Genomic DNA, 25,851 nt, shown 5'->3' on the forward strand with positions numbered 1-25,851 from the left:
CTGATGATCAACGACAACCCCAATGGCGGCCGACGACGCCGCGTCGGGTTGTTCGTGATGCTCCTGCTGCTCGCGGTACTCGCGTCGGCTGCAGTGCTCGTGGTGTCCGGTTTACCCAGCGGGGGCAGCTTGTCACTGGGGCTTCCGGAATGCACCGTCCACACCGCGGAAGGGGAGGTTGGACTCGACCGTGACGAGGCCAAGCGGGCTACGACCGCCGCCGCACTCCTGGCTCGCGGGTTGGAAGCGCCGGACACCTCCGATATCGACGACGCCGTGATACAGCGGCTGACCGACGGGCCCGCCGAAGACGCCGGACCCAGCCTGGCATGCCGCGGTTCAGCGTCCGGCGGCCTGGAGGAACAGCAGCTGGGTGCCAGCGGTCTCACACCACGCGCCGAGCAGGTGCTCGAGGCGATGACTGGGGTGTTCGGCGAACAGAGTCTCGGCGGGTACGCCCCGGGTGGCGTCAGTCAGGGGCACGGAGCGGCGTCGACGCACTATGACGGACGAGCCATCGACATCTTCTTCCGTCCGGTGTCGGAGGACAATCGGCGCGACGGCTGGATGCTGGCCCACTGGCTCGTCGCTCACGCCGAGGACCTCGACATTCAGTACGTCATCTTCGACGACCGGTTTTGGAGCGCGCACCTCTCCAGAGCGCAGTGGCACGATTACGACGCCCCTGATCCCAGCAACGAAATCCTGCGCCATCTCGATCACGTGCATGTGGACGTGCTGGGCGGAGGCGACTGACTAGCGCCGCCAGAACAGGTGATGCGTCACGCCGCTGGAGCTGGGCACGACGTCGAGGTGGAAACGGTCAAGAAGCTCCTCAGGTGATCCCCAGAGGCGCGATCCCGATTCGAGCTTCATCGGTGACACTGCGACATGCAGCGTGTCCACGAGGTCCGCGTCGAGAAACTCCCGGATCGTCGTTGCTCCGCCACCCAATCGGACATCCTTGCCGTTCGCGGCCTCTTTCGCCTTCCCCAGTGCAGCGACAGGATCGACGTTGATGAAGTGGAACGTGGTGTCCGAGAGGGTGAAGGATGGCCGCTCGTAGTGGGTCATCACGAACACCGGAGTGTGGAAGGGCGGCTCGTCACCCCACCATCCCCGCCAGTCCTCGTTCTCCCAGGGGCCGCGGTGGGGACTGAACTTGTTGCGGCCCATGATTTCGGCCCCGATGTTGTTCTTGAAGTCACGCGTGAAGTAGTCGTCGAGGCCGCGCGTTCCGCCGGGGTCGGTCCGGTTCGGCCAGCTCGCCGTAGCGCCTGCCCACGCGAACATTTCTCCGGGGTCCGCGTGGCCGAACGGTCGCTCCAGGCTTTGGTTTTCGCCCGCGCCGAAGCCGTCACTGGAAACGTTGAAGTTCTGGACCCTGAGTAGCTGGCTCATGTGGGACTCCTCATTGCCTTCAGCCGCATCGCGGCTACCCAGAAACTATCGGCAACCGGCGACATCCACAACGGTCAGCCTGAAGGCCACTCCCCCGTCTCGAAGAATCGGCGCAGCACGGCGAGCGCAGGGGCGGGGTTCAGCCCGCGCTCGGCCAACCAACCGTCGTCGTTGTAGGAGCAGGCGTACCGATCGCCGGAGTCGCACAGGAGCGACACGATGCTCCCACGCCGGCCGGCAGCCTTCAGCTGCGCAACAAGCTGCCACACTCCCCACAGGTTGGTGCCGGTGGAGGGACCAGCGGAGATTCCAGCGAATGCCAGCAGGTGGCGTGATGCGGCAACCGATGCGGCATCGGGCACCTGGATCATCGCGTCGATGACGGACGGGACGAAGCTCGGCTCGGGCCTCGGTCGTCCGATTCCCTCGATGCGCGAGGGCTTCCCGACGGCTGCGGCCCCACCTGCCCAGGTGGGATAGAACGCCGAGTTCTCGGGGTCTACGACAGCGAGCCGCGTGGGGTATCGGTTATACCGAAGGTACCTGCCGATGGTGGCACTGGTTCCACCGGTCCCTGCGCCCACCACCACCCAGTCCGGGACGGGGAACCGCTCCTGCTCCATCTGCCGGTAGATCGATTCGGCGATGTTGTTGTTGCCCCGCCAGTCCGTGGCCCGTTCGGCGTAGGTGAACTGGTCCATGTAGTGTCCGCCCGTTTCGGCGGCGATGTGCTCTGCAGCGTCGTAAACTTCCGAGGCATTCTCGACGAAGTGGCAGGTCCCGCCGTACTGCTCGATCAGGGTGATCTTCTCGGGACTCGTGGAGCGGGTCATCACCGCGATGAACGGCAGCCCCAGCAGCTGTGCAAAATAGGCCTCGGACACGGCGGTAGAACCGCTCGACGCCTCGACGATCGTGGCTCCTTCCCGGATCCAGCCGTTCACCAGCCCGAAGAGGAACAGCGAGCGCGCAAGCCGGTGCTTCAGGCTTCCGGTCCGATGGGTCGACTCGTCCTTCAGGTAGACGTCGATACCCCAGCTCTCGGGCACGGGCAGCGCCAGCAGGTGCGTGTCTGCTGACCGGTTGCCTTCAGCTTCGATGCGTCGGATCGCTTCATCGGACCAGGAGCGGTCAGCCCCAGCGGAAATCGTCATACCTGAACACTATCCACGGCAGGTACGACGGCGGTGCCCGGGTGAGCACCGTCGTCGTCCGTCGGCAGCCGCTACAGCCGGTGGTCAGCGAAGACCTTCAGTGCGTCACGCACGAACTCCGCGCCCTTCCGGCCGCCGTAGTTCGCTGCGAAGCGATCGTCAGCGACGTACATGTCGCCGAGGCCCACGAAGTACTCCTTCGACGGCCGACCGTCAGACGAGGGCAGGCCCGGGACACCGGACAGCCACTCGAAGTGCCGGCGTGCCAGTTCCTGCGCAGCGTCACTGTCAGGCGCAATCCCTTGTTCCGCGGCGGCAGTCCAGTCAGCGCCGAGCTGCGCCGTACGCGCCTTGTACTGCGTGCGTTCAGCCTCGCTCATGCCTCGCCACCAGCGATCTCCGGTCGCATACGCCTCGGCGCCCCACCGTTCCTCAACTTCGTCCTTGTACCGGGTGTGGTCGAAACCGTCGAACATGTTTTCTGCCATGAGTTGTTCACCTCCTTCCAGTTGGTCGATGGTCAGTGAAACCGACGCGATCTGCCGCGCCAGCCGCTCCTGTTCCTGTCTCAGCAGCTCCAGGTGCTTCCGGAGGGCGCGAGCAGGCTCAGCTTCCCGGTTCAGCACTTTCGTGATAGCAGGTAGCCCCAACCCCAGGCCGCGCAGCAGGAGGATCCGTTGCAGACGCACCAGGGCGTCGTCGTCGTAATAGCGGTAGCCGTTGCTGCCCACCCGCGACGGGCGCAACAGCCCCAGCCGGTCATAGTGCCGCAGCGTGCGGCTCGTGGTTCCCACCAGCCTCGCTACGTCCTGTATCGAGCGGTCCATGTGCCCTCCTGCCTTGTTTGTTCACCGTATAGGTTGACGTAGCGTCAAGGTCAACAGCCAGGGGTAGGGTTCCAGCATGAGCACTATGGAGGAGCAGTTCCTCGCCCGCGCCATAGCCCTCGCAACCCAGAATGTGTACGACGGCGGTGGCCCCTTCGGTGCCCTCATCGTCACCCCGGACGGGCGTGCTTTCGAGGGCGCCAACCGGGTGACGGCAAACAATGATCCAACCGCCCACGCCGAAGTGATGGCGATCAGGAACGCGTGTTCATCCCTCGGTACGTTCGACCTGACGGGCTGCACTCTCTACACCAGTTGCGAGCCGTGCCCCCTATGCCTGGCGGCCGCACTCTGGGCGCGCGTCGAGAGCATTTCCTTCGCGGCCGATCGGCATGATGCAGCCAAGGCAGGATTCGACGACGCCGTGTTCTACGAATTCTTCGAAGCACCCGTTGCAGAACGCTCCATGCAGGTGCGGCAAATGGAGCTTCCTGACTCAGCGAGCGCCGAACCGTTCCGCGCCTGGGCTCACCTCCCCGACCGCATCGACTACTGACGCTCGGACCAACCTGTCTCCAGCCGCCCGGAAAATACACAGTATGCTTAGCAATTAGTTTGACGGCATACAGGTTTATTCCTCGGGAAGGGCAACACATGGCAGGTTCCCACCTACACAGCACCCGCTCCAGCCCGTGGGCTGACGGCCTGGGACGCACTGGTTCCCGGGCCGCCCAGATCCTGCTGATTCTCACTCTGGCGGTGGTCGCAATCTACGGGCTGCTGCAGATCCGCCTGCTGGTGATTCCCGTCATCATCGCGCTGATTCTCGCGGCAGCCATAGGCCCGTTCGTGAATCTACTGCGCCGCCGAGGGGTGCCCGGCGCACTCGCCACAGCCATAGCGTTCCTGGCCCTGCTGGTCGTTCTCTCAGGGATCATTACGATCATCGTGCTTTCGGTCCGCAGCCAGGCTGATGAACTGATCGCCGCCGCCACCGAAGGCCTGGATGAGCTTCAGGCCTTCCTCACGAGCGGGCCGTTCCCGATCTCCCCGGAGCAACTCGGCGAGGCACGTACCGCGATCATCGACTACGCGACGAGCGCGCAGTTCCGGTCGGGTGCGATCTCGGGTGTCTCCGTTGTGGCGGAATTCCTTACCGGTGCCACCCTGACCGCGGTGATCCTCTTCTTCTTCCTGAAAGACGGCAAGAAGATCTGGGAATTCTTCCTCCGCCCCTTCAAGGGCGAGCGCGAACAGAAACTGCGTCGTTCGGGAGCCCGTACCCTCGAGGTACTCGGTAGCTACGTCCGAGGAACAGCGATCGTCGCCCTGGTGGACACCGTTGCTATCGGCATCGCGCTGCTGATCCTCGGTGTACCTCTGGCCATACCGCTCGCGATGATTGTCTTCATCGGTGCCTTCATCCCGTTGGTGGGCGCCACCATCGCCGGCGTTCTGGCAGCGCTCGTTGCGCTGGTGGCCAACGGCCCGATTGTCGCCCTGATAGTGGTCGGCGTCGTCATCGCCGTCAACCAGTTGGAAGGTGACCTACTGCAGCCGATCGTCATGGGCAAGTCGCTGCGGCTTCATGCACTGGTGATCCTGCTGGCCCTGACCGCCGGAACCATCCTCGCCGGCATCATCGGCGCCGTCCTGTCCGTGCCGATAGCCGCCGTGACCTGGGCGGTCCTGCAGGTGTGGACGGCGGAAGACCCGAGGATGGAGCCGTTGAATCCGGACATGCCGCCGGCCGGATCCGAACCCACCTGAGCCGAGCACCACTAGAAACTGCAGGATCACTACCGAGTAGGACGCACACGATGACCACCGAAACCGCCGCCCCTTCAAAGCTCCGGCAAGGGATCTCCGGCAAGCTGCTCTACCTGTTCATCCTTGGCGACGTACTCGGCGCCGGCGTCTACGCGCTGGTCGGTGTCATCGCGGCTGAGGTTGGTGGGGCTATCTGGGTGCCACTGGTTGTTGCACTGGCACTGGCGCTCCTCACCGCGGGTTCCTACGCGGAGCTCGTGACCAAATACCCGAAGGCAGGCGGTGCGGCGGTCTTCGCCCAGCGGGCATACAAGACCCCGTTCATCTCATTCCTGGTGGGGTTCTGCATGCTCGCGGCCGGGGTCACCAGTGCTGCCGGCCTGGCCCTCGCCTTCACGGGTGATTACCTCTCCGCCTTCATTGCCGTGCCGCCGGCCTGGGCCGCCGTCGTTTTCCTTGTCCTGCTGGCGTTGCTGAATGCCCGCGGCATCAAGGAGTCAGTCCGCTCCAACGTGGTGATGACTGTCATCGAGGTTTCCGGACTGGTGCTGGTCATCGTCCTGGTGGCTGTCTTCCTCGGCCAGGGCAATGGCAATCCCGAGCAAATCTCACAGTTCCCGGCCAACGCCAATCCGGCAGTTGCCGTCCTGGGAGCGTCTCTCATCGCCTACTACTCCTTCGTGGGCTTCGAGGTGTCGGCGAATGTCGCGGAGGAAGTACGCAATCCGGCCCGCGTGTATCCGAAAGCCCTATTCGGAGCCCTCGCCACCGCAGGCGCCGTGTACCTACTGATCGGCCTGGTATCCGCGGCCGCGCTGCCCGCCGAGGACCTCGCAGGGTCCACCGCGCCCCTCCTCGACGTTGTCAACGCCACAGGCTTCGGCATCCCGCCGTGGCTGTTCAGTTTGATCGCCCTCGTCGCTGTCGCCAACGGCGCACTGCTGACCATGATCATGGCGAGCCGGCTGACCTTCGGCATGGCCGAGGAAGGGCTCCTGCCCTCGGTACTCAGTAAGGTGCTACCCAACCGCCGCACTCCGTGGGTGGCCATCATTGCGACGACGGCGATCGCCATGGCACTGACCCTCACAGGTGACCTTGCTTCGCTGGCCGAGACAGTCGTCCTGCTCCTGCTCTTCGTGTTCATCAGCACGAACGTCGCGGTCCTGGTGCTCCGCCGGGACCGGGTGGAGCACCAGCATTTCCGCATCCCGACGGTGATCCCCTACCTGGGTGTCGCTTCCTGCCTGGTGCTCCTCACCCAGCAGTCGGCGGAGATCTGGCTGCGCGCAGCGATTCTGATCGGTGTAGGTGTTGTCCTCTACGTCATCAGCACCGTCGTCTCAAAGCGGACCAACGCCGGCCAGCGGGCTGAGACGCGGTAGCTGTGGGCCTTGCTTTGACGGGATCCCTGGTCATCGCTCTGGTGCTGGCCGGATTGCACCTGGCCGCTCCACGGATCCGCAAGCTGCCCCTCGTACCCGAGGGTGTAACTGGTTCGTTTGCGGGAGGACTCGCGGTTGCCTACGTCTTCCTACACCTGCTGCCGGAAATCGCCGAGGGCAACGAGGCGGTCGGCGACCTGCTCGAAGACACCATTGAGGTCACCCCGCTTTTCGACCTGGGGATCTTCGTCGTGGCTCTCACCGGCTTTACTGTCTTCTACGGTCTGGACCGCCTCGCGACCACCCGACGGAGACGCGGACGCCGCGATTCCGCAGGAGCCTACTGGGTTCACCTCGGTGCTTTTGCCTTCTACAACACGCTCATCACCTACACGATGGCTCTGCGCGTCGAGACTGGTTATCTGTTCGCGATCCTTTTTGCCATCGCGATGGGTCTCCACTTCGTGCTCACGGACCGCCATCTTGAGGAGCACTACCCGCACCGGTTCGCGTCGAGCGGCCGGCTCGTTCTTGCGGGCGCGCTGCTTCTTGGTTGGCTGTTGTCGGCGGTCTTTGCGCCGACAAGCACAGTGGTGGTTGCCATCCTCACAGCGTTGCTCGGCGGATCGGTACTCCTGAACGTTTTTCGGGAGGAGTTGCCGTCGAACCGCGGATCAAGCTTCCCCTGGTTCCTTGGTGGCCTCATCATCTACTCAATCCTTCTTGCTCTCATTACGGCGGTTGCAGAATGAATCCGAAACTCGATCAGACAGCGCGGGAACTCTTCGGCTGGGACTCCCTTCTTCCGGGACAACGCAAGGCACTGAACGCGGCCGACGACGGCAGGAATGTCCTCTGCGTCCTCCCCACCGGCTATGGCAAATCGGCCATCTATCAGGTGGCGGCCATGTCAGTTCCGGGAGTCGCCGTCGTCGTTTCGCCGTTGATCTCGCTGCAGCGGGACCAGGTGGAAGCCATCAACGAGGCGCTCGGCGAAGTTCGCGCGTACGTGCTGAACTCGACAGCGTCCGACGCCGAGGTCGACGAAGCATGGGCAGCCGCCGAGGACTCCGACGAAGAGCGTCGCGCCAAGTTCCTGTTCCTCGCGCCGGAGCAACTGGCACGGGAAGAGGTAAGCGAGCGGCTCAAGGCCCTGGACGTGTCATTCCTCGTCATCGACGAAGCCCACTGCGTCTCCGCCTGGGGTCACGACTTCCGGCCGGATTACCTTCAGCTGGGTTCCCTCGTGCGGCGGCTCAAGCGGCCGGTTATCGCACTGACCGCAACAGCCTCACCCCCTGTTCGGCAGGAAATCCTCGAAAGGCTGAAGCTCGACGACGCACTCGTCATCGCGGAAGGTTTCGATCGACCGAACCTGCACCTCAGCGTTCACCAGCACGAGTCGGAGCGGGACAAGAAGCACGCAGTCCTTGAGCAGGTGACCTCGCGTGAAGGCCAGGGACTGCTGTACACCGCCACGCGCCGGCAGACGGACGAATACGCACAGGAGCTGAGGGATGCGGGCCTGCGTGCTGATGCGTACCACTCAGGACGGAAGAAATCTGAGCGAACGGCATTGCATGACGCATTCCACGCCGGTGAACTGGACGTCGTGGTGGCTACCACCGCGTTCGGCATGGGCATCGACAAGCCCGACGTACGGTTCGTCATCCATTCCGACATTCCAGATTCTCTCGACAGCTACTACCAGGAAGTGGGTCGGGCGGGGCGAGACGGGGATCCTGCCGACGTCGTGCTGCATTATCGCCAGGAGGATCTCGGGATCCGGCGGTTCTTCGCAGCCAAGAGCGTGCAGGAGGATGGCCTCCGCGAACTGCTCGCTGCGCTCCGGTCGGCCGATGGCTCTCTTGATGCCGCGGGCATCCGGGAAGCAACCGGACTGACTCAGCGGAAGCTGTCGGGACTGCTGAATCAACTGCTTGAGGTGGGGGCTGTCCGAGAGCGCAGCGGGAAGTATCGGGCTGCAGCAGATGACGCGGACCAGGTGATTGCCGACGTCGTCGAGCATCGCAAGCGGCGGCAGGAGGTGGACCGCTCACGGGTGGAGATGGCGCGGCAGTACGCCGAGTACCGGGGGTGCCGTCGCCGGTTCCTGCTCGGCTACTTCGGCGAGGAGCGCGAAGGCCTGTGCGATGCCTGCGACAACTGCGACACCGGCCGCTCCGCCGATCACCACGAAGAGGTCGAAAACCAGCCCTTCGCGCTGCAGAGCACCGTGCGCCACGGGGAGTGGGGCGAGGGCGTGGTCATGGGCTACGAAAACGACGTCGTCACCGTACTGTTCGAGGAGCACGGCTACAAGTCATTATCCGTACCGCTCGTTGAAGAGAAGAAGCTGCTGAAAGAGGTGCACTCGTGAAAGCCCTGCCCGTGCTATCAAGGGCGGGAGGACGCGGGTTGAAAGCGGTCTTCGCCGGGATGAAGGTGTTCAGGCCGCACCGGCCGATTCACTCCCACGGCGTGTTGCTCGAGGGCACCCTTACCCATTCGCGGGTCTTCAGCGGCGAGGAATGGCTGGACAATTCCGATGAGGAGCAGGTTCTTGCGCGCGTCTCCCGCTCAGTGGGACTGCCGGATGCCCTGCCCGACGTCGTCGGCCTGGCTTTGCGTATCGGTGAGGCCGATGTGTTGCTGTCCACGACCGGAGGCGGGGTGCCCGGGCGCTTCATGATCCTTCCGCGTCGCTCGGTAGTGGACGGACCGTTCACCTCACTGATGCCATTCCGCGGAAGCGGCGGGCCAGTCTTGCTGGCCGTGCGCCGGGAGGGCCCTGGCCCGGACCTCAGGACCCTTTCCGAGCTTCGCTCCTACGACGGCGAACTCCAGTGGGGCCTGCATTACAGCCGGCTGCGCGGTCCCTGGACCCGCTCCGGCACTCTACGGCTGAGGGTGTGTGACGATCAACACCGGGACCCCCGGTTCGACCCGATAGGACAACCTCCAGCAGGCCTCAGCTCCTACACATGGGCTCGGGAACTGCGGGTTCCGTCATACGCTCTCGCGCAGGAAACACAGCATGGCTACACTTCGGAGAAGAACACCGCTCAGCCCCGAAAGTGATCCATGGAAACCAACCACAAGATTTCCCCGGAAGACCCCTTCCCGGAAGACCTGACCGTCCTGGACGACGTCGAGGTGGAAGTGCTCAACAGCCGGATCCACCGGGAGCTTGAGGCCGAATACGCGGAGGGCTTCCCAGAGCCCGAAACCGAAGCACGGCTTGAGGAAGTCAACCTCGAGCTGAACCGCCGTGAGCAGGAGGGCTGAGCGGGCTCACCCGGATGACTTAATCGAAAATCTGTTCTAGTTTTAAACCCGGCACTGAAGAAGGTGAAGGGTTATGACGGCGCAGCACATCGAAGAGGTCCAGCCGGGTTCGCGGTCCCTCAATGAGGAGGCTGACGTACGTTTCACCTCCAGGGGCGCACCCCTGGCGCTTCGCTGGCGGGCGAGCATCTGGCAGGTGCTCGGGGAGCCCATGCACTGGACCAGTTCCCGGAGTTGGTGGGAACCGGGCCAGGCCGGAAAAATGGGGCAAGGCAGCGTCATGACGCTGCAGTACTGGCGCTTCCGGGCGCAGACGGGACCGGCGTCCCCCATCCTTGTTTTCGATATCTGCAGCGACCCGCGATGGGAGGGCTGGCGTCTGGTGCGCATCACGAACCTCGGTGCGGGGTGATGCGGTTACAGGCTGGTCGCCCCGGTGGTACTCATGCTGTAGTGGTCGGCCACCAGTTCCAGAGTGCGTGATTGGGCACGGCGGGAGTGCCCCTGAATGACAAGCATGATTTCGTCGACGCGAGTGTGAGCGTGGAGCTCCTCGAGGCTTTTTGCCACCTGCTCCGGTGTCCCGTGCAGCGTCTGATCGGTGTACTCATCGAGGATCGCTTGTTCCTGCGTGCTGGCGCGGAAAAGTTCGACTTCCTCAGGGGGAAGCACGGAAAAGGTCTTGCGCTGGAACATCCTGAGCATCGCCATGGCCAACGTCGCAGATTGGCGGCGCGCCTCGACTGGGTCTTCGTCAGCAATCACTCCGACGCTGACCAAGCTATAGGGTTCAGCGAGGCACCTCGACGGGCGGAAGTTCTCCCGGTAGATGCGCAGGGCGTTGAGTACATCGGCGCGCCCGAATTGAAGTGCGAAGGCATAGGGTCGACCGAGTTCGGCAGCCAACCGTGCTGAATAGACTGAGGATCCAAGGAGCCAGAGGTCAGCGGTAGTCGTCTCGCCGGGGAGCCGGTTCTGCTCGGCCTGCCATGGTCCAGGCACCGCCGGAACATTCCGGTAGGGGTGGTCCTGCGGGAAGTCGTTGTTCAGAAATCCAAGGAGCTCGGCAATCTGTTCAGGGAACGCATCGTTGGCCGCGTGGTGGCGGCGCAGCGCGGCGGCTGTTCCCGCGTCCGTACCGGGCGCTCGCCCCAAGCCGAGGTCGATCCGCCCGGGTGCAAGCGCGCTCAGCATGCCAACCTGCTCTGCGATGACCAGCGGTACATGGTTGGGAAGCATGATCCCGCCCGCTCCCAGTCTTATTCGCTGCGTTTCTCCGATGAGGCGCGCCACCATGAGCTGTGGTGACGAAATGGAAGCTCCGGGCATGGCGTGGTGCTCAGACATCCAGAACCGTCGGTAACCCCGCTCGTCCGCCAGCTTCGCCAACGCAACTACATCGGCGAGTGTCTCCCCCGCGGAGTAGCCCACACCGGTGAGGGCATTGTCGAGGACGGACAGCGCGAAAGGTGCGGTGCCCGAGAAGTGTGTATGGTTCACGAAGCGCGCTCAGCCCCAGCCACGGCAGAACTACCCAGGTCGCTTCCCTGCAGCGCTTCCTGCGCGTTGACGGCACTGATCCAGGCATCGGTGGTGCCCACCTGAGCCCAGTTCGAATTCAACAGGGTGAGCAGGGTGGTGTGCACCGTCTTCGCATCGACGAAGCCGGCGTCGTTGGCGAGGTTGATCGCCCCGGTGGCGTCAGAAAGCACTTCGGTGGTGAACCCAATCGCTTCAGCCTCAACGGCCGAGCCCAGGATGCAGTTATTCGTCATGTATCCGACAAGGGTGACTGTGTCGACGTCGTTCTGGCGGAGCCAGTCGGTCAGGTCGGTACCGGCGTACACAGAGCCGTACTGCTTCACGACGCTCTTCCACTCACCCGTCCGCCGGCTCTCGACTTCGGGGTGCAGTTCGAATTCAGGAGAACCGGGCGCGAAGACGGGAGCACCCTCACCGGCGGTGTGCTGAATGACCGCGATTGGCATGCCCGCCGCGGTGGCGGTGTCGATTGCCGCTGCGACTCGCGGCAGAGATTCTTCATGCGGAGGGTACTGGATCTCAAAGATGCCGCCGAAATACTGCTGCTGAACATCAACGAGGACGAGGGCGCGGCGCGGAGTAGCCATAGTTCACAATCTCCCGGGTAGAGGTAACCGGCCTGATGGCCATGAATCAATCGTCCCGGCAAGCGCCGAGGGCCGACAGTGGCACAACGGCACATGTACGATGGATTTAGGCCAAAGAATGGAGCCCTACATGCGTATCGCTGTTTACGCCTTCCATGGTGTGACGATGTTCCATCTCGCCGTCCCGCAGATGGTGTTCGATGAGGTCACCCGGCAGGGGCTCGCCGACTGGACCACAGTGCTTTTCTCGGATCGCCCCGGCTCGGTCCGCACTGCCGAGGGTTACGAATTGGGAGGCGTGCAGGGACCCGAGGTCGCCGAGGACGCTGACGTAGTGGTGGTGCCCTCCTGGTTCGACGACGGCCGCCCGCTCAGCGGTGGTCTGCGTTCAGCGCTGCAGAGCGCTCATGAGCGCAACACCGCAGTCCTCGGACTGTGCCTCGGAGCGATCGCCGTCGCCGACGCGGGCCTTCTCGCCGGACGCCGTGCCGTTACCCATTGGCAGGCATTCACGACCCTGGCTGACCGGCACCCGGATATCTCCCTCGACCAATCCGTGCTGTACATCGACCACGGCGACGTCCTCACGTCAGCGGGAACCGCATCGGGGCTGGACGCATGCCTGCATATCGTGCGGGACCGATTGGGAGCGGACGCTGCCAATCAGGTGGCGCGCAGTCTGGTCGTCGCTCCACACCGCGAGGGTGGACAGGCGCAGTACATCGAGCACCCTGTCCCGGAGCGGGCCGGTGACGATCCCATCGCACGCGTACTTGAATGGTCGCTGGCCAATCTTCGTGAACCGCTTACAGTAGAGCGCCTGGCTGACCAGGCACACATGAGCCGCCGAACCTTCGTCCGCGCGTTCCGCGCGAAGACCGGGGCAACACCGGCAGGCTGGATTCGCAGCCATCGGCTCGATGCCGCCAGGAGACTCCTGGAGACCTCGGACTTGTCCATAGACCAGATCGCGGCCGACTGCGGCTTCGGCAATGCCGTGACCTTCCGGCAGAACTTCGGAGCGGCCTTCTCCACCACTCCTACCGAATACAGACGCCGGTTCACCACGCGTCCTGGTCCGACGACGCGTTGATAGAAGTCGGCCATGGGCTTACCGCTTTCGCACGGTGGCACCGTATCAGGAGGTGAGGAAGCGCTCGTAGGCCGCAATGGCGACGTCAAACACATGGGGGTCACTGATGTCGCTCTCCAGGAAGGGCGAGATATCAGCGGTCGAGTTGCCGGGGCTTCGACGCCACGTGCCAACAGCCTCCCCCTCCAGAACAAGGGTGGGCTTGAAGACCCCGTTCTTGGCCAGCATGACGCGCGCTGCGTATTCGCGGGGAAGCGTCAAAGCCCTGTCCTGATAACCGAGAATGTATTCGTCATAGCCAGGCAGCAGGAGCCCCCGCTGGGGGCTTGATTCCGGCACCAGTTCGGCGGCGGCCCAGTAGGTCGCGCCGTCGTAGACGTACTCCGTCAACTCGCTGCGGGCGAGCGCCAGCCCCTGCTTGGCGTCAGCGACGGTGAGCTTGGACCACCAGACGAAGTCGTGCAGCGTTGCAGGACCATGGCCTGTGAAGTAGCCGAGGACAAACCGTCGAAGCGCCTCGTCCCGATCCGGTTTCAGGCCCTCGGACGGCGCCCATTCGTCGAGGAGCACCAGGGCTTGCTGGCTTCCGGCGGGAGGTCCCCAACAGACGACCTGGGTATGCGCGAGGTACCAAATGATGTGATATCCGCGTTGACCGGCCGGGGAGATACCGGCCCGGTCCAGGGTTTCAAGGAACTCATCGCGCGGAAGTTCGAGGCCCCCTGCGAGCGCCTCACGCGCTACGTCTCCGGCGCCCTCAAGGGTCCGCTGGTCCAACTCCAGCTCACCCAGGCGCCTCGTCGCCGACCTCAGCATCCGCTCACCGGTCAGGCTCAACATCCAGCGAAGGTCGGCTGGACGCACGAAGTGCAGGGTTCCTCGGATCGGATAAGAACGCACTACCTCGGCGCTGTCAAGAACGGCAAGGATGTCCTCCCGACTGGATCCGGGCACGCGCAAACCGACTGCCCACAGCGCCTGCCCGAACTCCTGTGCCTGCACAGCGAGCAGTCTGCTGACCACATCCACAGCGCCCGGTGCGGAACCGTCGTCGTTTGTGGCGGAAAAGTGACTGGCCAGCCGGAGCTGCATCAGGTGGTCCCGGGTTATCGGCGCTGCCATGGCTCAAGTATGCGTCGAACAGAAGCCGAACCTACGGCATGATGGGCAGATGGCTTCCTCAGAGCGCTTCACGCTACAGGTTGACGGCGCTGATTTCACCTGCGCGTACTTCCGGCCGGACGGGGCCACCGCGACCGTCGCGATCGCACACGGGGCCGGCGCCGGCATGGATCACCCCTTCCTGATCGGCTTCAGTGATGCCCTGAACGCTGCGGGACTGGCCACGATGCGCTTCAACTTCCCCTACATGGATCAGGGCAAGCGGTTCCCGGACCGGCCTCCGAAAGCGATCGCCGCCTGGCGCGAAGTGATGGCCAGCGCCGAAGAGCGCTCCGACGGCGAACCGGTGTGGGCCTGCGGGAAGTCCTTCGGCGGGCGCATGGCATCCATGGCCGTGTCCGAGGGTATGGAGGCAGCAGGCCTCGCATTCCTCGGATATCCCCTTCACCCGCCGGGGAAACCGGAGAACATTCGCGATGAGCATCTGTACAGCGTCGGAGCTCCCATGCTGTTCCTTCAGGGCAGCAATGACTCCTTCGCCCGGAAGGACCTTTTGGACGCCGTGATCTCGAAACTCGAGGGAAGGGCAACCCTGCAATCAGTGCCCGACGCCGACCACTCCTTTGCGGTCAAAGGCACCAGGCGGAGCCCTCAGGAGATCGGCGCGTCACTCGCGCCGGCACTGGTGTCGTTCATTGCGCGTAATGCCTGACCGTCAGCTTGAGTGGGTACGGTGAAACTATGCCAATTTCAGTCCCTTCGAACCTGACGTTCATTCCCGCCCGGAACGGCGAGGAAACTCCCCGACCGGCCATACTTGTTCTGCCGGGAGGCGGATACGGGCAAACCTCAGCCCACGAAGGAGAACCCGTCGCTGAATGGCTCGCCGGGCTTGGCGTGCACGCTTTCGTGCTCCGGTACCGGGTTGCACCTCATCAGCACCCGGCACCGTTGTCCGACGCGAAGGAGGCGATGCTGTGGATCCGCGGCGGGGAGCACGGGATAGCCGTCGACGCTAACCGTGTCGGAGTCCTGGGGTTCTCTGCAGGTGGGCATCTCGCGGCAACCCTCTCTACAGACACCCCCTGCGGGGATCCACATCTGGACGTCACCGGAGCAATTCCTGACCTTTCGGTCCTCTGCTACCCGGTGGTGTCGTTCATCGATGCAGTCCATCAGGGAAGCATCGACAATCTACTGGGCGGGTCGCCGTCGTCGGACCTCCTCCAACGAATGTCGGCGGAACTGAACGTCACCAGCACAACGCCGCCGGCATTTCTCTGGCACACCGCCGACGACGAGCCCGTTCCCGTGGAGAACACCTTCGCCTATGCCCGTGCACTCGTGCGGAACAATGTGCCGGTGGAGGTGCATGTCTTCCCGCATGGCGCCCATGGGCTCGGCCTGGGAGAGGGCGAAGCCGGCCCGGATGAGTGGACCGCCCTGTGCGGCAAGTGGTTGAACCGGCACGGCTGGGCTCACCCAGGTCTCCCCATTTCCTAGGTTTTCCTTGTAAAGCGCGTCACACACCTTCCCTTCGTTCCGGTTTGATGAAAACATAAAGTCCTCAGGCGCGACGTGGCGCCGGCACCTCGGGGGAGGAAATTTGGCAGGGAACTTTGAAATCTTCAGGGACGATGACGCGCTATACCGCTTTCGACTCATCGACGAGGATGGGTGCGTGCTGGTAACGTCCTCAGGCTACAACCGGAAGCGGGAGGCTGTGACGGCCATCACCGCGGTACGCGAGAATGCTGCGATGGGGCACATCCGCGATCATTCGGAGCCCGCTACCCGACGGCCGCTCGTGCGCCATGTGAAGCGGCGCGCTACTGCCTCGTAATTGTTGACGGCCCCCGAGTATCGGCCGCAGGCTCCTGGGGGGCAGTCCATTCGCTGGCGAGCAACTGCTGCTGGGTCGACTCCAGAACCTCTCCCAGCAGCATCTTCGCAGTGGCGAGAAGTTCGGCGACCCGTGGGTAGGCGAGACTGTAGAACACCTGGCTGCCACGGCGCTCCGACACAACGAGGTGATGTGTTTTCAAGACGGAAAGGTGCTGTGAAAGACGCGAGGCCTCAACGTTCATATCCAGGATGAGGTCAGTTACCGATACGTCGGGTGCAGCCGAAAGGATCTCGAGAACGCGCACGCGCACCGGATGCGCCATACCTTTGAACAGGTTGGCTTTCACTTCATACAGCGGTCTGTGCGCTCCCGGAAAAGTTTCCAAGGATCAGAGTCCTTCGCGTGCAAGGAACCGGCTGGACAGATGTCGAGAACAATCCCTACGAAGCCCGTCGGCGGTTGCCGGGGCGTTTGAGCACTTCATCATATCGTCAATAGTTACCCGCCGGTAGGTTCGCACGCTTTATTTCTGCCGAGCCTTTCCTTTCGCCCGCGGGTAGTGTCGAATGTCCCGTATGGCGCGGCTAATCTACTCCATGATCGGTTCGCTCGACGGTTACGTCGCGGACAGTTCCGGCAACTTCGATTGGGCCGAGCCCGACGAAGAGGTCCTCGAATACCTGAACGAGCAGGAACGATCGGTCGGCACCTACCTCTACGGGCGACGAATCTACGAGTTGATGACGGTGTGGGGATCTGATCCTGGGTCCGTGGCCGACACGCCGCAGTCCGTCGAATTCGCGAACATCTGGCAGGCTGCGGACAAGATTGTCTACTCCACAAGCCTCGAGTCAGCTTCGACGTCCAGGACCCGGATTGAACGGACGTTCGATCCCGCCGCGGTGGAGGACCTGAAACAATCCTCCTCGTCCGACATCGGTATTGCCGGACCGACGCTCGCCGCGTCTGCCTTCCGTGCGGACCTCGTTGACGAGTTCTATCTGATGTTGAATCCCGTGATCATCGGCGGAGGGCTCAGCATCTTCCCGCCGGACCTCACCCTGGAGCTCCGGCTGAAGTCCAGCCGCCGCTTTGGGAACGGCACAGTAGCACTGCAGTACGACGTCGGCTGCAGGTGATCCTGCGTCCGCCCGCCCACGGCGGGCGGACGGAAGCATGGGACTGTCAGGCGGGCTCTTCGTCAATCGGTCCGCGGGGGTAATCGTCGTCGCCCGTCACTGAACGAGCCTGCTCAACGACGTCGGCTTCGTTTGCCTCCCGGGGCGTTGCTCCCAGAAGTCCGTCGCCGTCGTCGTCGGGTGTTTCGTCAGTGACCTCCTGCTGCTGTTCAAGCCGGTCGGCGTCATTGGCGGTGAATATGTCCTTGGCATCGGTGGGCATTGCATATCCTCCTTGACCCTCAAGTGCTCCTCCGCTTCCCCTCGGAGGAATGGTTCAGTAGGAGATCAACTCGACGAGTTCACCTACCCGGTCCTCGGGGTAGTTCCGGGCAATATCGGCCTGGCTCAGCATGCCGACGAGGTCGTGTCCGTCGATCACGGGTAGCCGTCGGACCTGGTGGTCGGCCATGGTCTTGATGGCTTCCTCGATGCTGTCATCCGCACCGATCGTCACGGGCTTTCCCTCGGCGAGCTCGCCGGCTTTGACCTCGCGCGGGTCGGACCCGCCGGCAAGGCACTTGACCACGATGTCCCGGTCCGTAAGGACACCCTTGAGCCGGTTGTCCTCCCCACAGATGGGCAGTGACCCGACATCCAGGTCCTTCATCTTCCGGGCCGCTTCTTCCAGGGTTTCGTTCTCGCCGATGCACTCTGCACCGCCGGTCATGATGTCGCGTGCGGTTGTCATCATCAGTCCCTTCTCCTGCGTAATGGTTTGTGGACAGCACAGGTCCGGCAAGATGAGTGGGACCTGTGCCTACGATCATAAGCAAGCTTGCTATCGTTGTGAAGAGGTGCCGGCCGGGCCGCCCCACTCGCTGGGATCGGGCTCCAGAATCACCGATGTGAGGAGTGCTTGACCGTGCAGAACACCGAGGACGCAGTTCTCCGACGATGGACCGTCGACGATGCCGAGTCCCTTCGCCGCGCCGAAGCTGCAAGCGACGACCTCCGCATTCAACTGGGACAACGGAACCTCTCAAACCTCGAAGTGTGCCGCCAACACATCGAGAACCAGCTCGGACTGGAGAGCGCATCCGCTCGCCATTTCGCCGTCGCCGTAGGGGGTGCTGCGGTGGGCGACATTGGAATCACCTCGATGGAGTTCGAGCACGGGACCGCCTGGGTTTCCTATTGGCTGAGCGCCGAGTTCCGCGGCCGCGGCCTCATTACCCGGGGCCTCGCCGCCGCATCGGAATGGGCATTTTCAGAGGGCCTGTTCCGGTTGGAACTGGGCCACCGCGTCAACAATCCCGCGTCCTGCAGAGTTGCAGCACGGGCCGGCTTTCGGGCTGAAGGCATCGAGCGGGCCAAACTCCGCTACGGCGTCGAGCGCTATGACGTCGAAACGCATGCCAGGCTCGCTACGGATCCGCGCCCGGAAGGGATCATCCCGCTGCCCTGCTGAACAGAGCGCGCGTTACCTCGTTGGTGCCAACCCCACAGATCGCCGTCCCGTTGAACGGAGCGGTTGGTCATTGGGGTACTGGATGCCCACCTGGGTCCGGACAGAATCGAGCAGGTCCATGGTGGCAATCGAGTCCGCCCACGGCATGGTGGGACTCTCAACCATTCCCTCCTGAATGCATCGTGTAACCTCACGAAGCTGGTACACGTAATTGCTTCCGATCTGAGCGAAGGCTTCGACCCGTGAAACGCCGTCGTTCGTTGTAATGGTGAGCTCGGACGGGTTGCACTGAGGCGTCGAGGCGGTCAGCCATCCCGCGGTTCCGCTTACTGTCGCGGTTCCGGGACAGGACGCGACAATCGAGGTGATCAGCTGCGCGGTCGCACCGGTTTCATAGGAAAGCGTCAGTGCATTTCGCATGTCCACGCCGTCGTCTGTGAGAGTCGCCTGGGCCAGCACCTCGGCGGGGAAACCCAGGGCGCCGAAAGCCCAGGTGAGAGGATAGACCGCCAGGTCCAGCAGGGCTCCCCCGCCCGCGGACGGATCCCAGAGACGGGACCGGCGGTCATAGGCGGCAACGAAACCCAAGTCCGCCTGAACCCACTGAATCTCTCCGAGTTCCCCCGAGGCAATGATGTCCCACGCCCGGTTGATGCTCGGGAGAAATCGCGTCCAAACCGCTTCCATCAGGAAGACGCCGTTGGTGCGGGCAACCTCTGCCAGTACGCGGGCCTCTGCAGCGTTCAAAGTCAACGGCTTCTCGCACAAAACGTGCTTGCCGGCAGTCAGCGCCGCTTCTGCCACCTCCCGGTGCTGGGCATGAGGGGCCGCGATGTAAACGACGTCGACGTCCGGGTCGGCGAAAAGCCGCTCGTACCCGGTGAGACCTTGGGCGTCATGGTAGCTGGACTCGAAGCCGAAATCGTTCGCGAATCCCGCTGCGTTGGCTTCGCTGCGCGAACTCACTGCTTGCAACACGGAATCCTCAAGCAGTGCGAGGTCGGCTGTGACGCGGCGGGCTATCTGACCCGGAGCAACGACGCCCCAGCGGAGCCTGTCCCCGGTAGCAGCCAGGGGGTTGACGCCGGGTTCGGCGCACGGCGGAACGGGCAACAGGTGTTGGCGCATAGTCTTCCTTCAGAACTCAGGCGGAACCGCGGACCACCAGGGAGGTAGGCAGCAGGGTTGCTCGCTCGGCCGGACCGCCCTCGATCAACGAGAGAAGGTTCTCAGCCATTCGGTGTCCCATCTCAACGATGGGGTGGTGAATAGTAGTCAGTGCAGGGGTCAGGGATGTAGCGAACGAGTCGTCATCAAAGCCGACAACCGCTATATCCGCCGGGATGCTGATGTTACGTTCAGCCAGCACTGCGTAGGCGCCCGCAGCCATCTGGTCGTTGGCAGCGAAAAGCCCGTCGATTTTTTGGCCGCGGTCAAGCAGTCTGCGCATTGCCTCCTGCCCGGAAGCCTCCGTGAAATCTCCGACCTCAACGAGTGAGGTATCGAGCCGGGCGGAGCGCAGCGCCGCTTCCCAGCCCCGCAACCGGTCGATGCCCGCATACATGTCCTGTGGGCCGGTGATTGTCGCGATGGACGTTCGGCCCGCATCGATGAGATGTTGTGCGGCGCGGGATGCCGCAGCGAAGTTGTCGACCTCAACGAAGTAGCTCTCGCGTTCGGCCTTGAAGGGGCGTCCGGCGAAGACCACTGGGAGGGATTCGCTGATTCTGGTCCAGGAGTGATCCCCACTGTGGTGCGAGACCACCAGCGCACCGTCAACGTTCCCTCCCAGCAGGTAGCTTCTGGTCTTTTCAGGACGAGCTTCAGACGAAACGATCATTGTGAGCGTGTACTTGGTCTCCACCAACGTCTGTGCGATGCCTTCGACGATGGTGGCGAAAAACGGATCGGCGAATACCTTCGACGTCGACTCGGGAACAACTACGGCAACTGAATTGGTGCGCCTGCTCGCGAGAGACCGCGCAGCACGGTTGGGAATGTAGTTGAGGGTGGAAATCGCGTTCTGCACGGATTTCACGATGTCCGGGTCCACGTTCGGTGCATCGTTGACGACCCTGGACACAGTCGACCGCGAGACGCCGGCCAGCGCTGCAACCATCTCAAGCGTTGGCACTGGCCGGGTACGGCTTGCGTCTGTCTTCACAATTTCTCTCCGTGCGTGGTGCTGAAACTTATCGGTCCACTCTAGGTCGGCTCAGGTCCCGGACGCCGCCAGGACCTGTCCTTTCAGTGGTTTCACCTCCTCGTTCGCCCTCGCAGTGTCGATCAGCTTCCGGTAAGCATGGCCGCTGTCTTTAATTGTCCGCTCGAAAGAGTTGTAGTCCACTCGCACTATCCCGAACCGTTTGCCGTAGCCCCAGGACCACTCGAAGTTATCGAGCAGGGACCACACGAAATATCCGCGCACGTCCGCTCCGGCGTCGATGGCTTCGCCAACGGCGGCGACGTGATCGAGGACAAAGCTGGTGCGCTCGGCGTCGTGCACATCACCGTCAGCGCTGACGACGTCGTCGTAAGCTGCACCGTTCTCCGTGACGTACAGCGGCGGCAGGGTGGGGTACTCCTCCCCCAGACGGACCAGCAGCTTCCGCAGACCGTCCGGATTCACCTCCCAGTTCATGGCTGTGCGCGGCAGTCCGCGGGTGGGGAACGCGATATCCTCCGATCCGATCCAGCACGACGACGTCTGGCGGGAAGCTCCACCCGAGTGGCCGTCCCCACCTTCGTGATCCGGGTGACCGCTGATCAGATCGTCGTGGTAGTGGTTGACTCCGAGGAAATCAAGGGGCGTTCCGATGATCTCGAGGTCACCGAACTGGATGACCTCCTGGATGCCGAACTGGTCGAGGTCCGTGAGCGTGTCTTGCGGGTAAGCGCCGCGCAGGATGGGGTCCAGGAAGATGCGGTTCTGGAGTGAGTCGAATCTGCGGGCCGCATCCAGGTCCACCGGATCTGCGGGATCGCGGGGGATCGAGTTGCTGAGGTTCAGCGTGATGCCCAGGTGCTGTGCCCCGCGCGAGCGGAGTGCGTTGACCGCCAACCCGTGTGCAAGATGCTGATGGTGGATTGCGGCGACTGCAGCGCGGGGCTCCTGCCTGCCCGGGGCATGAACGCCGGCAGCATAACCGAGCAAGGAGGAGCAGAACGGTTCGTTGAACGTGGTCCAGTGCTGCACGCGGTCACCTAGCGCCGAGTAGACGTCGTTGGCATAGTCCACGAACCGGTAGGCGGTGTCCCGGTTGGCCCATCCACCCTTTTCCTCCAGCGCTTGCGGCAGGTCCCAGTGGTACAGGGTCAGCCAGGGAAGTATCCCCGCTTCGAGGAGTTCATCCACCAGCCGGGAGTAGAAGTCGAGTCCTTCGGCGTTCGGTCCACGGTCACCCGGACGGACCCGTGCCCAGCTCGTGGAGAAGCGGTAGGAGCCAAGGCCCAGTTCCTTCATGATTCGGACGTCTTCCGGCATGCGGTCATAGTGCTGAACCGCATGCTTGAGGGTGTCACCGTTGGCGATGGCCCCGGGTACGCGCGCAAAGGCGTCCCAGATGCTGTCCTCCTTGCCGCCCTCGTGGCTGGCTCCTTCGACCTGCGCGGCCGCCGTGGCTGAACCCCAGAGGAATCCTTTCGGCCACGTCCTTGTCAGGTTCCCCGCCGATGTTTCATGGTGTGTTTCGTCAAGCGGCATTAGCCCTTCACTGCTCCTTGCATAATTCCTGAGATGAGTTGTTTTCCGGCGAGCACAAACAGCACCAGCAGGGGGAGCGTTGCCATAACGGCTCCCGCGAGGACTACCGAATAGTCCACGTACCTGCCTGCTTGGAGCTGGCTGAGCGCGGTCTGGAGTGTTGGGTTGCCGGCGTCGAGCACCAGCAGTGGCCAGAGGAAGTCGGTCCACGCTGTCATGAAGGTGAACAAGCCCAGAATCGCCATTGCCGGCCGCGCGGCGGGAACCGCTACATGCCAGAAGGTGGAAATCATGGACGCGCCGTCCATGCGGGCCGATTCGATGAGTTCGTCGGGGATGACATCCACCAGGTACTGACGCATGAAGAACACGCCGAACGCGGTGACGAGGGTCGGGATCACGACGGCGCCGATCTCACCCGTCCAGCCGAGGGTACGCATCATCATGAACAACGGAATGATGCCCAGCTGTGTGGGGATCGCCATGGTGGCGATTACCGCGACCATCAGGCCGTCCCGTCCCCTGAAGCGAAGCTTCGCGAAGGCGTAGCCTGCCAGTGTTGAGAAGACCACGACCGAGACCGTGATGATGCCGGAGATCAGGACGCTGTTCCCGAGTGCCAGCCAAAAAGGGATGGTGTCGAAGACTTCGCCGACGTTGGTCCAGAAGTTCCCTCCGGGAAAGAGCGGCGGCCAGGTTTGCCCCAGCGCTTCGTTGGAACGGCTGCCGATGATGACGGACCACCAGAGCGGATAGGCGGAGGCGAGGAAGAAGGCAAACAACAATCCATAGGTCAGAAAACCTGGACGGTGTCCATTGCCGAACAACTTCCTCCGAAGAACCGGCGGGCGCGCGCTCCGGTCGCCGGCGGCGGTCCGTGCTCTGTTGTCGATGGCCGTCATTGCCCTCTCCTCGTGGTCGGGTTTCCTGCGGTATCCGTCTGCCCGTCGGATGATTCCTGCTCCCTCGAAGGGGCGGGCGGCTGGGACCCGATCGCGGGGAGTACGACGGCGGGAGCCGCAGGGCTTTTCCCACGCCAGCCCCCGGGCCGGGGACGGCGCGAACGTCCGTCACCGGTGGTCGCGATGCGTCGCGAGATCAGCCAGTTCACCAAGCCGAAGAGGACGATGATGAGAAACAGGAGCCACGCTATGGTTGCGGCCTTTCCGAAGTTCTGACGTTGGAACGCCATCTCCCACAGGTAGAGCACGGTGGTCTGGAACTGTCGTGCGGTTCCACCCGCTGTCCTGGGGTCGTAGAGCTTCGGTTCGGTGAAGATCTGGAGGCCACCGATGGTGGCGGTGATCACCACGAAAATCATGGTGGGCCGGATGCTCGGAAGTGTGATGTTGAAGAAGCGGCGGAACGGCCCGGCGCCGTCGATCGCGGCGGATTCATAGATGTCCCGCGGCACGGCCTGCATTGCCGCCAGCAGGATCAGGGCGTTGTACCCGGTCCACCGCCAGTTCACCATGGTGGCAATCGCGATGTGACTGGGCAGGGTTTCGTTCAACCACATGACCCGGTCGACGCCGAAGCTTGCCAGGATGTTGTTGATGAGGCCGTACTGTTCGCCGAACATGTTCGTGAAGATCAGCGCCACGGCGACAGGGGTGACGATGTACGGGAGCAGAATGCTCATGCGCCAGAAGGTCTTGGCACGCAGGTTCTGATCCAGAACCGCAGCAATGGCGGTTGCGACGACCAGCTGCGGAATGGTGGAGAGCAGGAAGATGCTCACGGTATTGAAAAGGGAATTCCAGAAGAACCTGTCCTGGAGTACCTCGCCGAAGTTTCGCAGGCCCACGAACTCGCCCTGCCCCTTCAACAGGTGCCAGTCGAAAAGAGAGACGACGAACGTGTAGCCAAGGGGGAAGAGCCCCACGAGGCCGAACAGGACGAAGAACGGGGCTATGTAGAGATAGGGTGACGCTTTCACGTCGAGGATGTTCAGTCGCTGACGGAAGGTTGGTGCAGTTTTCCTGGCAGCTGGGTTGCCCGCTGCGGGGCGATTCAGTGTCGTGGTCATGGCGATTCCAGATCCATCAGGGGGCCTCCGGTTGTGCCGGAGGCCCCACAGCCGATGCTGCTAGTTGTTGACCACGAGGTCGTTGAGGAGCTTGACCGCTTCATCCCAGGCTTCATCGGCGGTTCCTGTGCCGGTATCGAGCATGTTCAGCGCGGGCGCGAAGACGCTCTCCTGGATCACGGAATCGTGCGGGCCCTTGAACTGGGCGACGACGCCTTCGGCACGCGAGGCGAAGATCGCACCGTAGGGAGCGTCGTTGAAGAGCTCGTTCGGCACCGCATCCTCAACGATTTTCTGCTGGGCTTCGAGGGTGCTCGGGAAGTTGTTCGCGGCGGCAGACTGCTTGACCTGCTGCTCAGGGGCCGTCAGCCAAGCGGCGAGCTTGGCTGCTTCAGCAGGGTGCTCGGAGCTTTCGGGGACGGAAAGGAACGCTCCGCCCCAATTCGAGGCACCGCCCGGGAAGACATCGGCTACGTCCCAGCCACTCTCGGGTCCTCCGCCAGCGGATTCAAGTTGTTCCTTGATGGTGCCGAGCATCCACGCGGGGCAGACATGAACCGCGAACGAGCCATCGACGAAGGCCTTGCCCTTCCCCCAGTCGAACTGCTTCTGGTTGGCCGACAGGCCATCCGCCGTACCGGCAGCGAGGAGATCGAACTTGGCGCGCATCGCCTCGTTGCCTTCGACGTTCAGCTCACCATCGGTGGTGTAGTAGCCCTCTTCCATCTGGTTCACCATGGAGTTCCAGACGAACGACGACTGGTCGTACCAGGCTTTGCCTGTCGCCTCGTGATACTGGCGGCCCAGGTCGAAGTAGGTCTCCCAGGTAGCGTCGTCGCCGCCGAAGAGTTCGGCGACTTCCTCGCGGTCAGTAGGGAAGCCTGCTTCCTCGAAGAGGTCCTGGTTGAAGCACAGTGCCTGCGGCCCGATGTCGGTGCCGTAGCCGATCACGCGGCCATCGGGGTCGGTGCCCTGCTCGAATTTCCAGTCAACCCAATTGGCTTTGATGTCCTGTGCACCGTGCTCGTTGAGGTCTACGAACTGGTCCGACACCTCCATGATGGAGCCGAGCCAGCCCTCTTCAACTGCCACGACGTCACTGAGACCGGATCCGGCCGCGAGTTTGGTGAACGCGTCTGTGCGGGCATTGGCACTGCCGTCGATGTTCGTCGCCTCAATGGTCACGCCCGGGTTTGCTTCTTCGTACTCGGCGTACAGATCGTCGTAGCCGAAGTTGCCGAAGGTGGTAACGGTGAGCTCGACGGGGTTCTCGGCGCTGGCCGGTTCGTCGCTGTTACTGCCGCAGCCGGTGGCTACGAGTGCCAGGGTTACGGTGCCGGTGAGGGCGGTGATCATTCTGGTGCGTCGTGAAAGAATCACGGTCACTCCTTTGTGTGCGTGCTTGAGCGGAAGGGGACATGGGAGTTCGCACCGACTGACCTTCGCTCGGGGCGTTGTCAGACCAACGGGGACGGCTTGGTGCGGGAGTTGATAGAGCGCTCCATCAGCAGTTCG

The 25,851-nt window shown here is 63.2% G+C and carries 30 protein-coding genes; 15 read left to right on the top strand and 15 right to left on the bottom strand.

Annotated features, from left to right (window positions below; all coding sequences use genetic code 11):
* Positions 1 to 3 precede the first annotated feature (3 nt).
* The gene (locus M1D74_RS15325; protein WP_458115864.1) at positions 4 to 756 is read left to right on the top strand and encodes a hypothetical protein; all 753 of its coding nucleotides are present in this window, start codon (positions 4 to 6) and stop codon (positions 754 to 756) included.
* Here the strand turns inward: M1D74_RS15325 and M1D74_RS15330 are convergent, their stop codons facing one another.
* The 3 genes from M1D74_RS15330 to M1D74_RS15340 form a co-directional block, all read right to left on the bottom strand.
* Positions 757 to 1,401 (bottom strand): dihydrofolate reductase family protein, encoded by a 645-nt coding sequence (locus M1D74_RS15330; protein WP_309123825.1) that lies wholly within the window; start codon positions 1,399 to 1,401, stop codon positions 757 to 759. It lies immediately after the preceding gene.
* Between the two features lie 74 nt (positions 1,402 to 1,475).
* Positions 1,476 to 2,555, bottom strand: a complete 1,080-nt coding sequence (locus M1D74_RS15335) for a PLP-dependent cysteine synthase family protein (RefSeq protein ID WP_458115865.1) — start codon at positions 2,553 to 2,555, stop codon at positions 1,476 to 1,478.
* A gap of 71 nt (positions 2,556 to 2,626) precedes the next feature.
* The gene (locus M1D74_RS15340; protein ID WP_458115866.1) at positions 2,627 to 3,382 is read right to left on the bottom strand and encodes a MerR family transcriptional regulator; all 756 of its coding nucleotides are present in this window, start codon (positions 3,380 to 3,382) and stop codon (positions 2,627 to 2,629) included.
* Positions 3,383 to 3,458: 76 nt separating this feature from the next.
* Between M1D74_RS15340 and M1D74_RS15345 the strand changes: the two genes are divergently transcribed.
* The 8 genes from M1D74_RS15345 (at position 3,459) to M1D74_RS15380 (ending at position 10,237) form a co-directional block, all read left to right on the top strand.
* Positions 3,459 to 3,938 (top strand): nucleoside deaminase, encoded by a 480-nt coding sequence (locus M1D74_RS15345; protein WP_458115867.1) that lies wholly within the window; start codon positions 3,459 to 3,461, stop codon positions 3,936 to 3,938.
* A gap of 98 nt (positions 3,939 to 4,036) precedes the next feature.
* Positions 4,037 to 5,152, top strand: a complete 1,116-nt coding sequence (locus tag M1D74_RS15350; protein ID WP_309070246.1) for an AI-2E family transporter — start codon at positions 4,037 to 4,039, stop codon at positions 5,150 to 5,152.
* Positions 5,153 to 5,202: 50 nt separating this feature from the next.
* Positions 5,203 to 6,537: an APC family permease gene (locus M1D74_RS15355; protein WP_458115868.1), complete on the top strand. Its 1,335-nt coding sequence runs from the start codon at positions 5,203 to 5,205 to the stop codon at positions 6,535 to 6,537.
* Positions 6,538 to 6,551: 14 nt separating this feature from the next.
* On the top strand, positions 6,552 to 7,289 hold the full coding sequence (locus tag M1D74_RS15360) for a hypothetical protein (protein WP_458115869.1): 738 nt from the start codon (positions 6,552 to 6,554) through the stop codon (positions 7,287 to 7,289).
* Positions 7,286 to 8,917: a RecQ family ATP-dependent DNA helicase gene (locus M1D74_RS15365; RefSeq protein ID WP_458115870.1), complete on the top strand. Its 1,632-nt coding sequence runs from the start codon at positions 7,286 to 7,288 to the stop codon at positions 8,915 to 8,917. The genes M1D74_RS15360 and M1D74_RS15365 overlap by 4 nt, the downstream gene beginning before the upstream one ends.
* Entirely contained in the window at positions 8,914 to 9,618 is a 705-nt protein-coding gene (locus M1D74_RS15370; protein WP_458115871.1) for a hypothetical protein, read from the top strand. Before M1D74_RS15365 ends, M1D74_RS15370 begins: the two co-directional genes overlap by 4 nt.
* Positions 9,619 to 9,621: 3 nt before the next feature.
* Positions 9,622 to 9,825: a hypothetical protein gene (locus tag M1D74_RS15375; protein ID WP_309070251.1), complete on the top strand. Its 204-nt coding sequence runs from the start codon at positions 9,622 to 9,624 to the stop codon at positions 9,823 to 9,825.
* Between the two features lie 73 nt (positions 9,826 to 9,898).
* The gene (locus M1D74_RS15380) at positions 9,899 to 10,237 is read left to right on the top strand and encodes a DUF6504 family protein (protein WP_309070252.1); all 339 of its coding nucleotides are present in this window, start codon (positions 9,899 to 9,901) and stop codon (positions 10,235 to 10,237) included.
* Positions 10,238 to 10,242: 5 nt separating this feature from the next.
* On the opposite strand, the gene M1D74_RS15385 is transcribed toward M1D74_RS15380, so the two are convergent.
* Positions 10,243 to 11,325: an LLM class flavin-dependent oxidoreductase gene (locus tag M1D74_RS15385; RefSeq protein WP_458115872.1), complete on the bottom strand. Its 1,083-nt coding sequence runs from the start codon at positions 11,323 to 11,325 to the stop codon at positions 10,243 to 10,245.
* The gene (locus M1D74_RS15390; RefSeq protein ID WP_458115873.1) at positions 11,322 to 11,954 is read right to left on the bottom strand and encodes an isochorismatase family protein; all 633 of its coding nucleotides are present in this window, start codon (positions 11,952 to 11,954) and stop codon (positions 11,322 to 11,324) included. The genes M1D74_RS15385 and M1D74_RS15390 overlap by 4 nt, the downstream gene beginning before the upstream one ends.
* 130 nt (positions 11,955 to 12,084) lie before the next feature.
* Here M1D74_RS15390 and M1D74_RS15395 point away from each other — a divergent pair, with 130 nt between their 5' ends.
* Positions 12,085 to 13,047, top strand: coding sequence for a GlxA family transcriptional regulator (locus M1D74_RS15395; RefSeq protein WP_458115874.1), 963 nt, complete (start codon positions 12,085 to 12,087; stop codon positions 13,045 to 13,047).
* 45 nt (positions 13,048 to 13,092) lie between these two features.
* Here the strand turns inward: M1D74_RS15395 and M1D74_RS15400 are convergent, their stop codons facing one another.
* Complete coding sequence (locus M1D74_RS15400; RefSeq protein WP_458115875.1) at positions 13,093 to 14,169, bottom strand: winged helix DNA-binding domain-containing protein; 1,077 nt, start codon at positions 14,167 to 14,169, stop codon at positions 13,093 to 13,095.
* Positions 14,170 to 14,218: 49 nt separating this feature from the next.
* Here M1D74_RS15400 and M1D74_RS15405 point away from each other — a divergent pair, with 49 nt between their 5' ends.
* The 3 genes from M1D74_RS15405 to M1D74_RS15415 all read left to right on the top strand — a co-directional run bounded on the left by M1D74_RS15405 (position 14,219) and on the right by M1D74_RS15415 (position 16,012).
* On the top strand, positions 14,219 to 14,881 hold the full coding sequence (locus M1D74_RS15405; protein ID WP_458115876.1) for an alpha/beta hydrolase family protein: 663 nt from the start codon (positions 14,219 to 14,221) through the stop codon (positions 14,879 to 14,881).
* A 29-nt stretch (positions 14,882 to 14,910) separates the two neighbouring features.
* Complete coding sequence (locus M1D74_RS15410; RefSeq protein ID WP_458115877.1) at positions 14,911 to 15,672, top strand: alpha/beta hydrolase; 762 nt, start codon at positions 14,911 to 14,913, stop codon at positions 15,670 to 15,672.
* Between the two features lie 103 nt (positions 15,673 to 15,775).
* Positions 15,776 to 16,012: a YegP family protein gene (locus M1D74_RS15415; RefSeq protein ID WP_458115878.1), complete on the top strand. Its 237-nt coding sequence runs from the start codon at positions 15,776 to 15,778 to the stop codon at positions 16,010 to 16,012.
* On the opposite strand, the gene M1D74_RS15420 is transcribed toward M1D74_RS15415, so the two are convergent.
* Positions 15,999 to 16,400, bottom strand: coding sequence for an ArsR/SmtB family transcription factor (locus M1D74_RS15420; RefSeq protein WP_309070261.1), 402 nt, complete (start codon positions 16,398 to 16,400; stop codon positions 15,999 to 16,001). The genes M1D74_RS15415 and M1D74_RS15420 overlap by 14 nt on opposite strands.
* 190 nt (positions 16,401 to 16,590) lie before the next feature.
* On the opposite strand from M1D74_RS15420, the gene M1D74_RS15425 reads away from it, so the two are divergent.
* On the top strand, positions 16,591 to 17,154 hold the full coding sequence (locus M1D74_RS15425) for a dihydrofolate reductase family protein (protein ID WP_458115879.1): 564 nt from the start codon (positions 16,591 to 16,593) through the stop codon (positions 17,152 to 17,154).
* Between the two features lie 46 nt (positions 17,155 to 17,200).
* Here the strand turns inward: M1D74_RS15425 and M1D74_RS15430 are convergent, their stop codons facing one another.
* Both M1D74_RS15430 and M1D74_RS15435 read right to left on the bottom strand, forming a co-directional pair.
* The gene (locus M1D74_RS15430) at positions 17,201 to 17,416 is read right to left on the bottom strand and encodes a hypothetical protein (RefSeq protein ID WP_309070263.1); all 216 of its coding nucleotides are present in this window, start codon (positions 17,414 to 17,416) and stop codon (positions 17,201 to 17,203) included.
* A gap of 54 nt (positions 17,417 to 17,470) precedes the next feature.
* Positions 17,471 to 17,884 carry a CBS domain-containing protein gene (locus M1D74_RS15435; protein WP_309070267.1) on the bottom strand — a complete coding sequence of 138 codons (414 nt, stop codon included), beginning with the start codon at positions 17,882 to 17,884 and terminating at the stop codon, positions 17,471 to 17,473.
* A 174-nt stretch (positions 17,885 to 18,058) separates the two neighbouring features.
* Between M1D74_RS15435 and M1D74_RS15440 the strand changes: the two genes are divergently transcribed.
* A complete protein-coding gene (locus tag M1D74_RS15440) occupies positions 18,059 to 18,604 on the top strand; it encodes a GNAT family N-acetyltransferase (protein ID WP_309070264.1) in 546 nt (181 codons plus the stop codon).
* A gap of 12 nt (positions 18,605 to 18,616) precedes the next feature.
* Here the strand turns inward: M1D74_RS15440 and M1D74_RS15445 are convergent, their stop codons facing one another.
* From M1D74_RS15445 to M1D74_RS15470, 6 genes are read right to left on the bottom strand one after another with little or no spacing between them, the layout of a single operon-like run.
* A complete protein-coding gene (locus tag M1D74_RS15445; RefSeq protein ID WP_309070265.1) occupies positions 18,617 to 19,732 on the bottom strand; it encodes a Gfo/Idh/MocA family protein in 1,116 nt (371 codons plus the stop codon).
* 16 nt (positions 19,733 to 19,748) lie between these two features.
* Positions 19,749 to 20,768, bottom strand: coding sequence for a LacI family DNA-binding transcriptional regulator (locus M1D74_RS15450; RefSeq protein WP_458115880.1), 1,020 nt, complete (start codon positions 20,766 to 20,768; stop codon positions 19,749 to 19,751).
* 51 nt (positions 20,769 to 20,819) lie between these two features.
* Positions 20,820 to 22,307 carry a GH1 family beta-glucosidase gene (locus M1D74_RS15455; RefSeq protein WP_309123832.1) on the bottom strand — a complete coding sequence of 496 codons (1,488 nt, stop codon included), beginning with the start codon at positions 22,305 to 22,307 and terminating at the stop codon, positions 20,820 to 20,822.
* The gene (locus M1D74_RS15460; protein ID WP_309072390.1) at positions 22,307 to 23,209 is read right to left on the bottom strand and encodes a carbohydrate ABC transporter permease; all 903 of its coding nucleotides are present in this window, start codon (positions 23,207 to 23,209) and stop codon (positions 22,307 to 22,309) included. Before M1D74_RS15460 ends, M1D74_RS15455 begins: the two co-directional genes overlap by 1 nt.
* Positions 23,206 to 24,336, bottom strand: a complete 1,131-nt coding sequence (locus tag M1D74_RS15465; protein ID WP_458115881.1) for a carbohydrate ABC transporter permease — start codon at positions 24,334 to 24,336, stop codon at positions 23,206 to 23,208. The genes M1D74_RS15460 and M1D74_RS15465 overlap by 4 nt, the downstream gene beginning before the upstream one ends.
* A 60-nt stretch (positions 24,337 to 24,396) precedes the next feature.
* Positions 24,397 to 25,692, bottom strand: coding sequence for an ABC transporter substrate-binding protein (locus M1D74_RS15470; protein ID WP_309072393.1), 1,296 nt, complete (start codon positions 25,690 to 25,692; stop codon positions 24,397 to 24,399).
* Positions 25,693 to 25,851: the final 159 nt, after the last annotated feature.

Source organism: Arthrobacter sp. D2-10 (assembly GCF_054161285.1).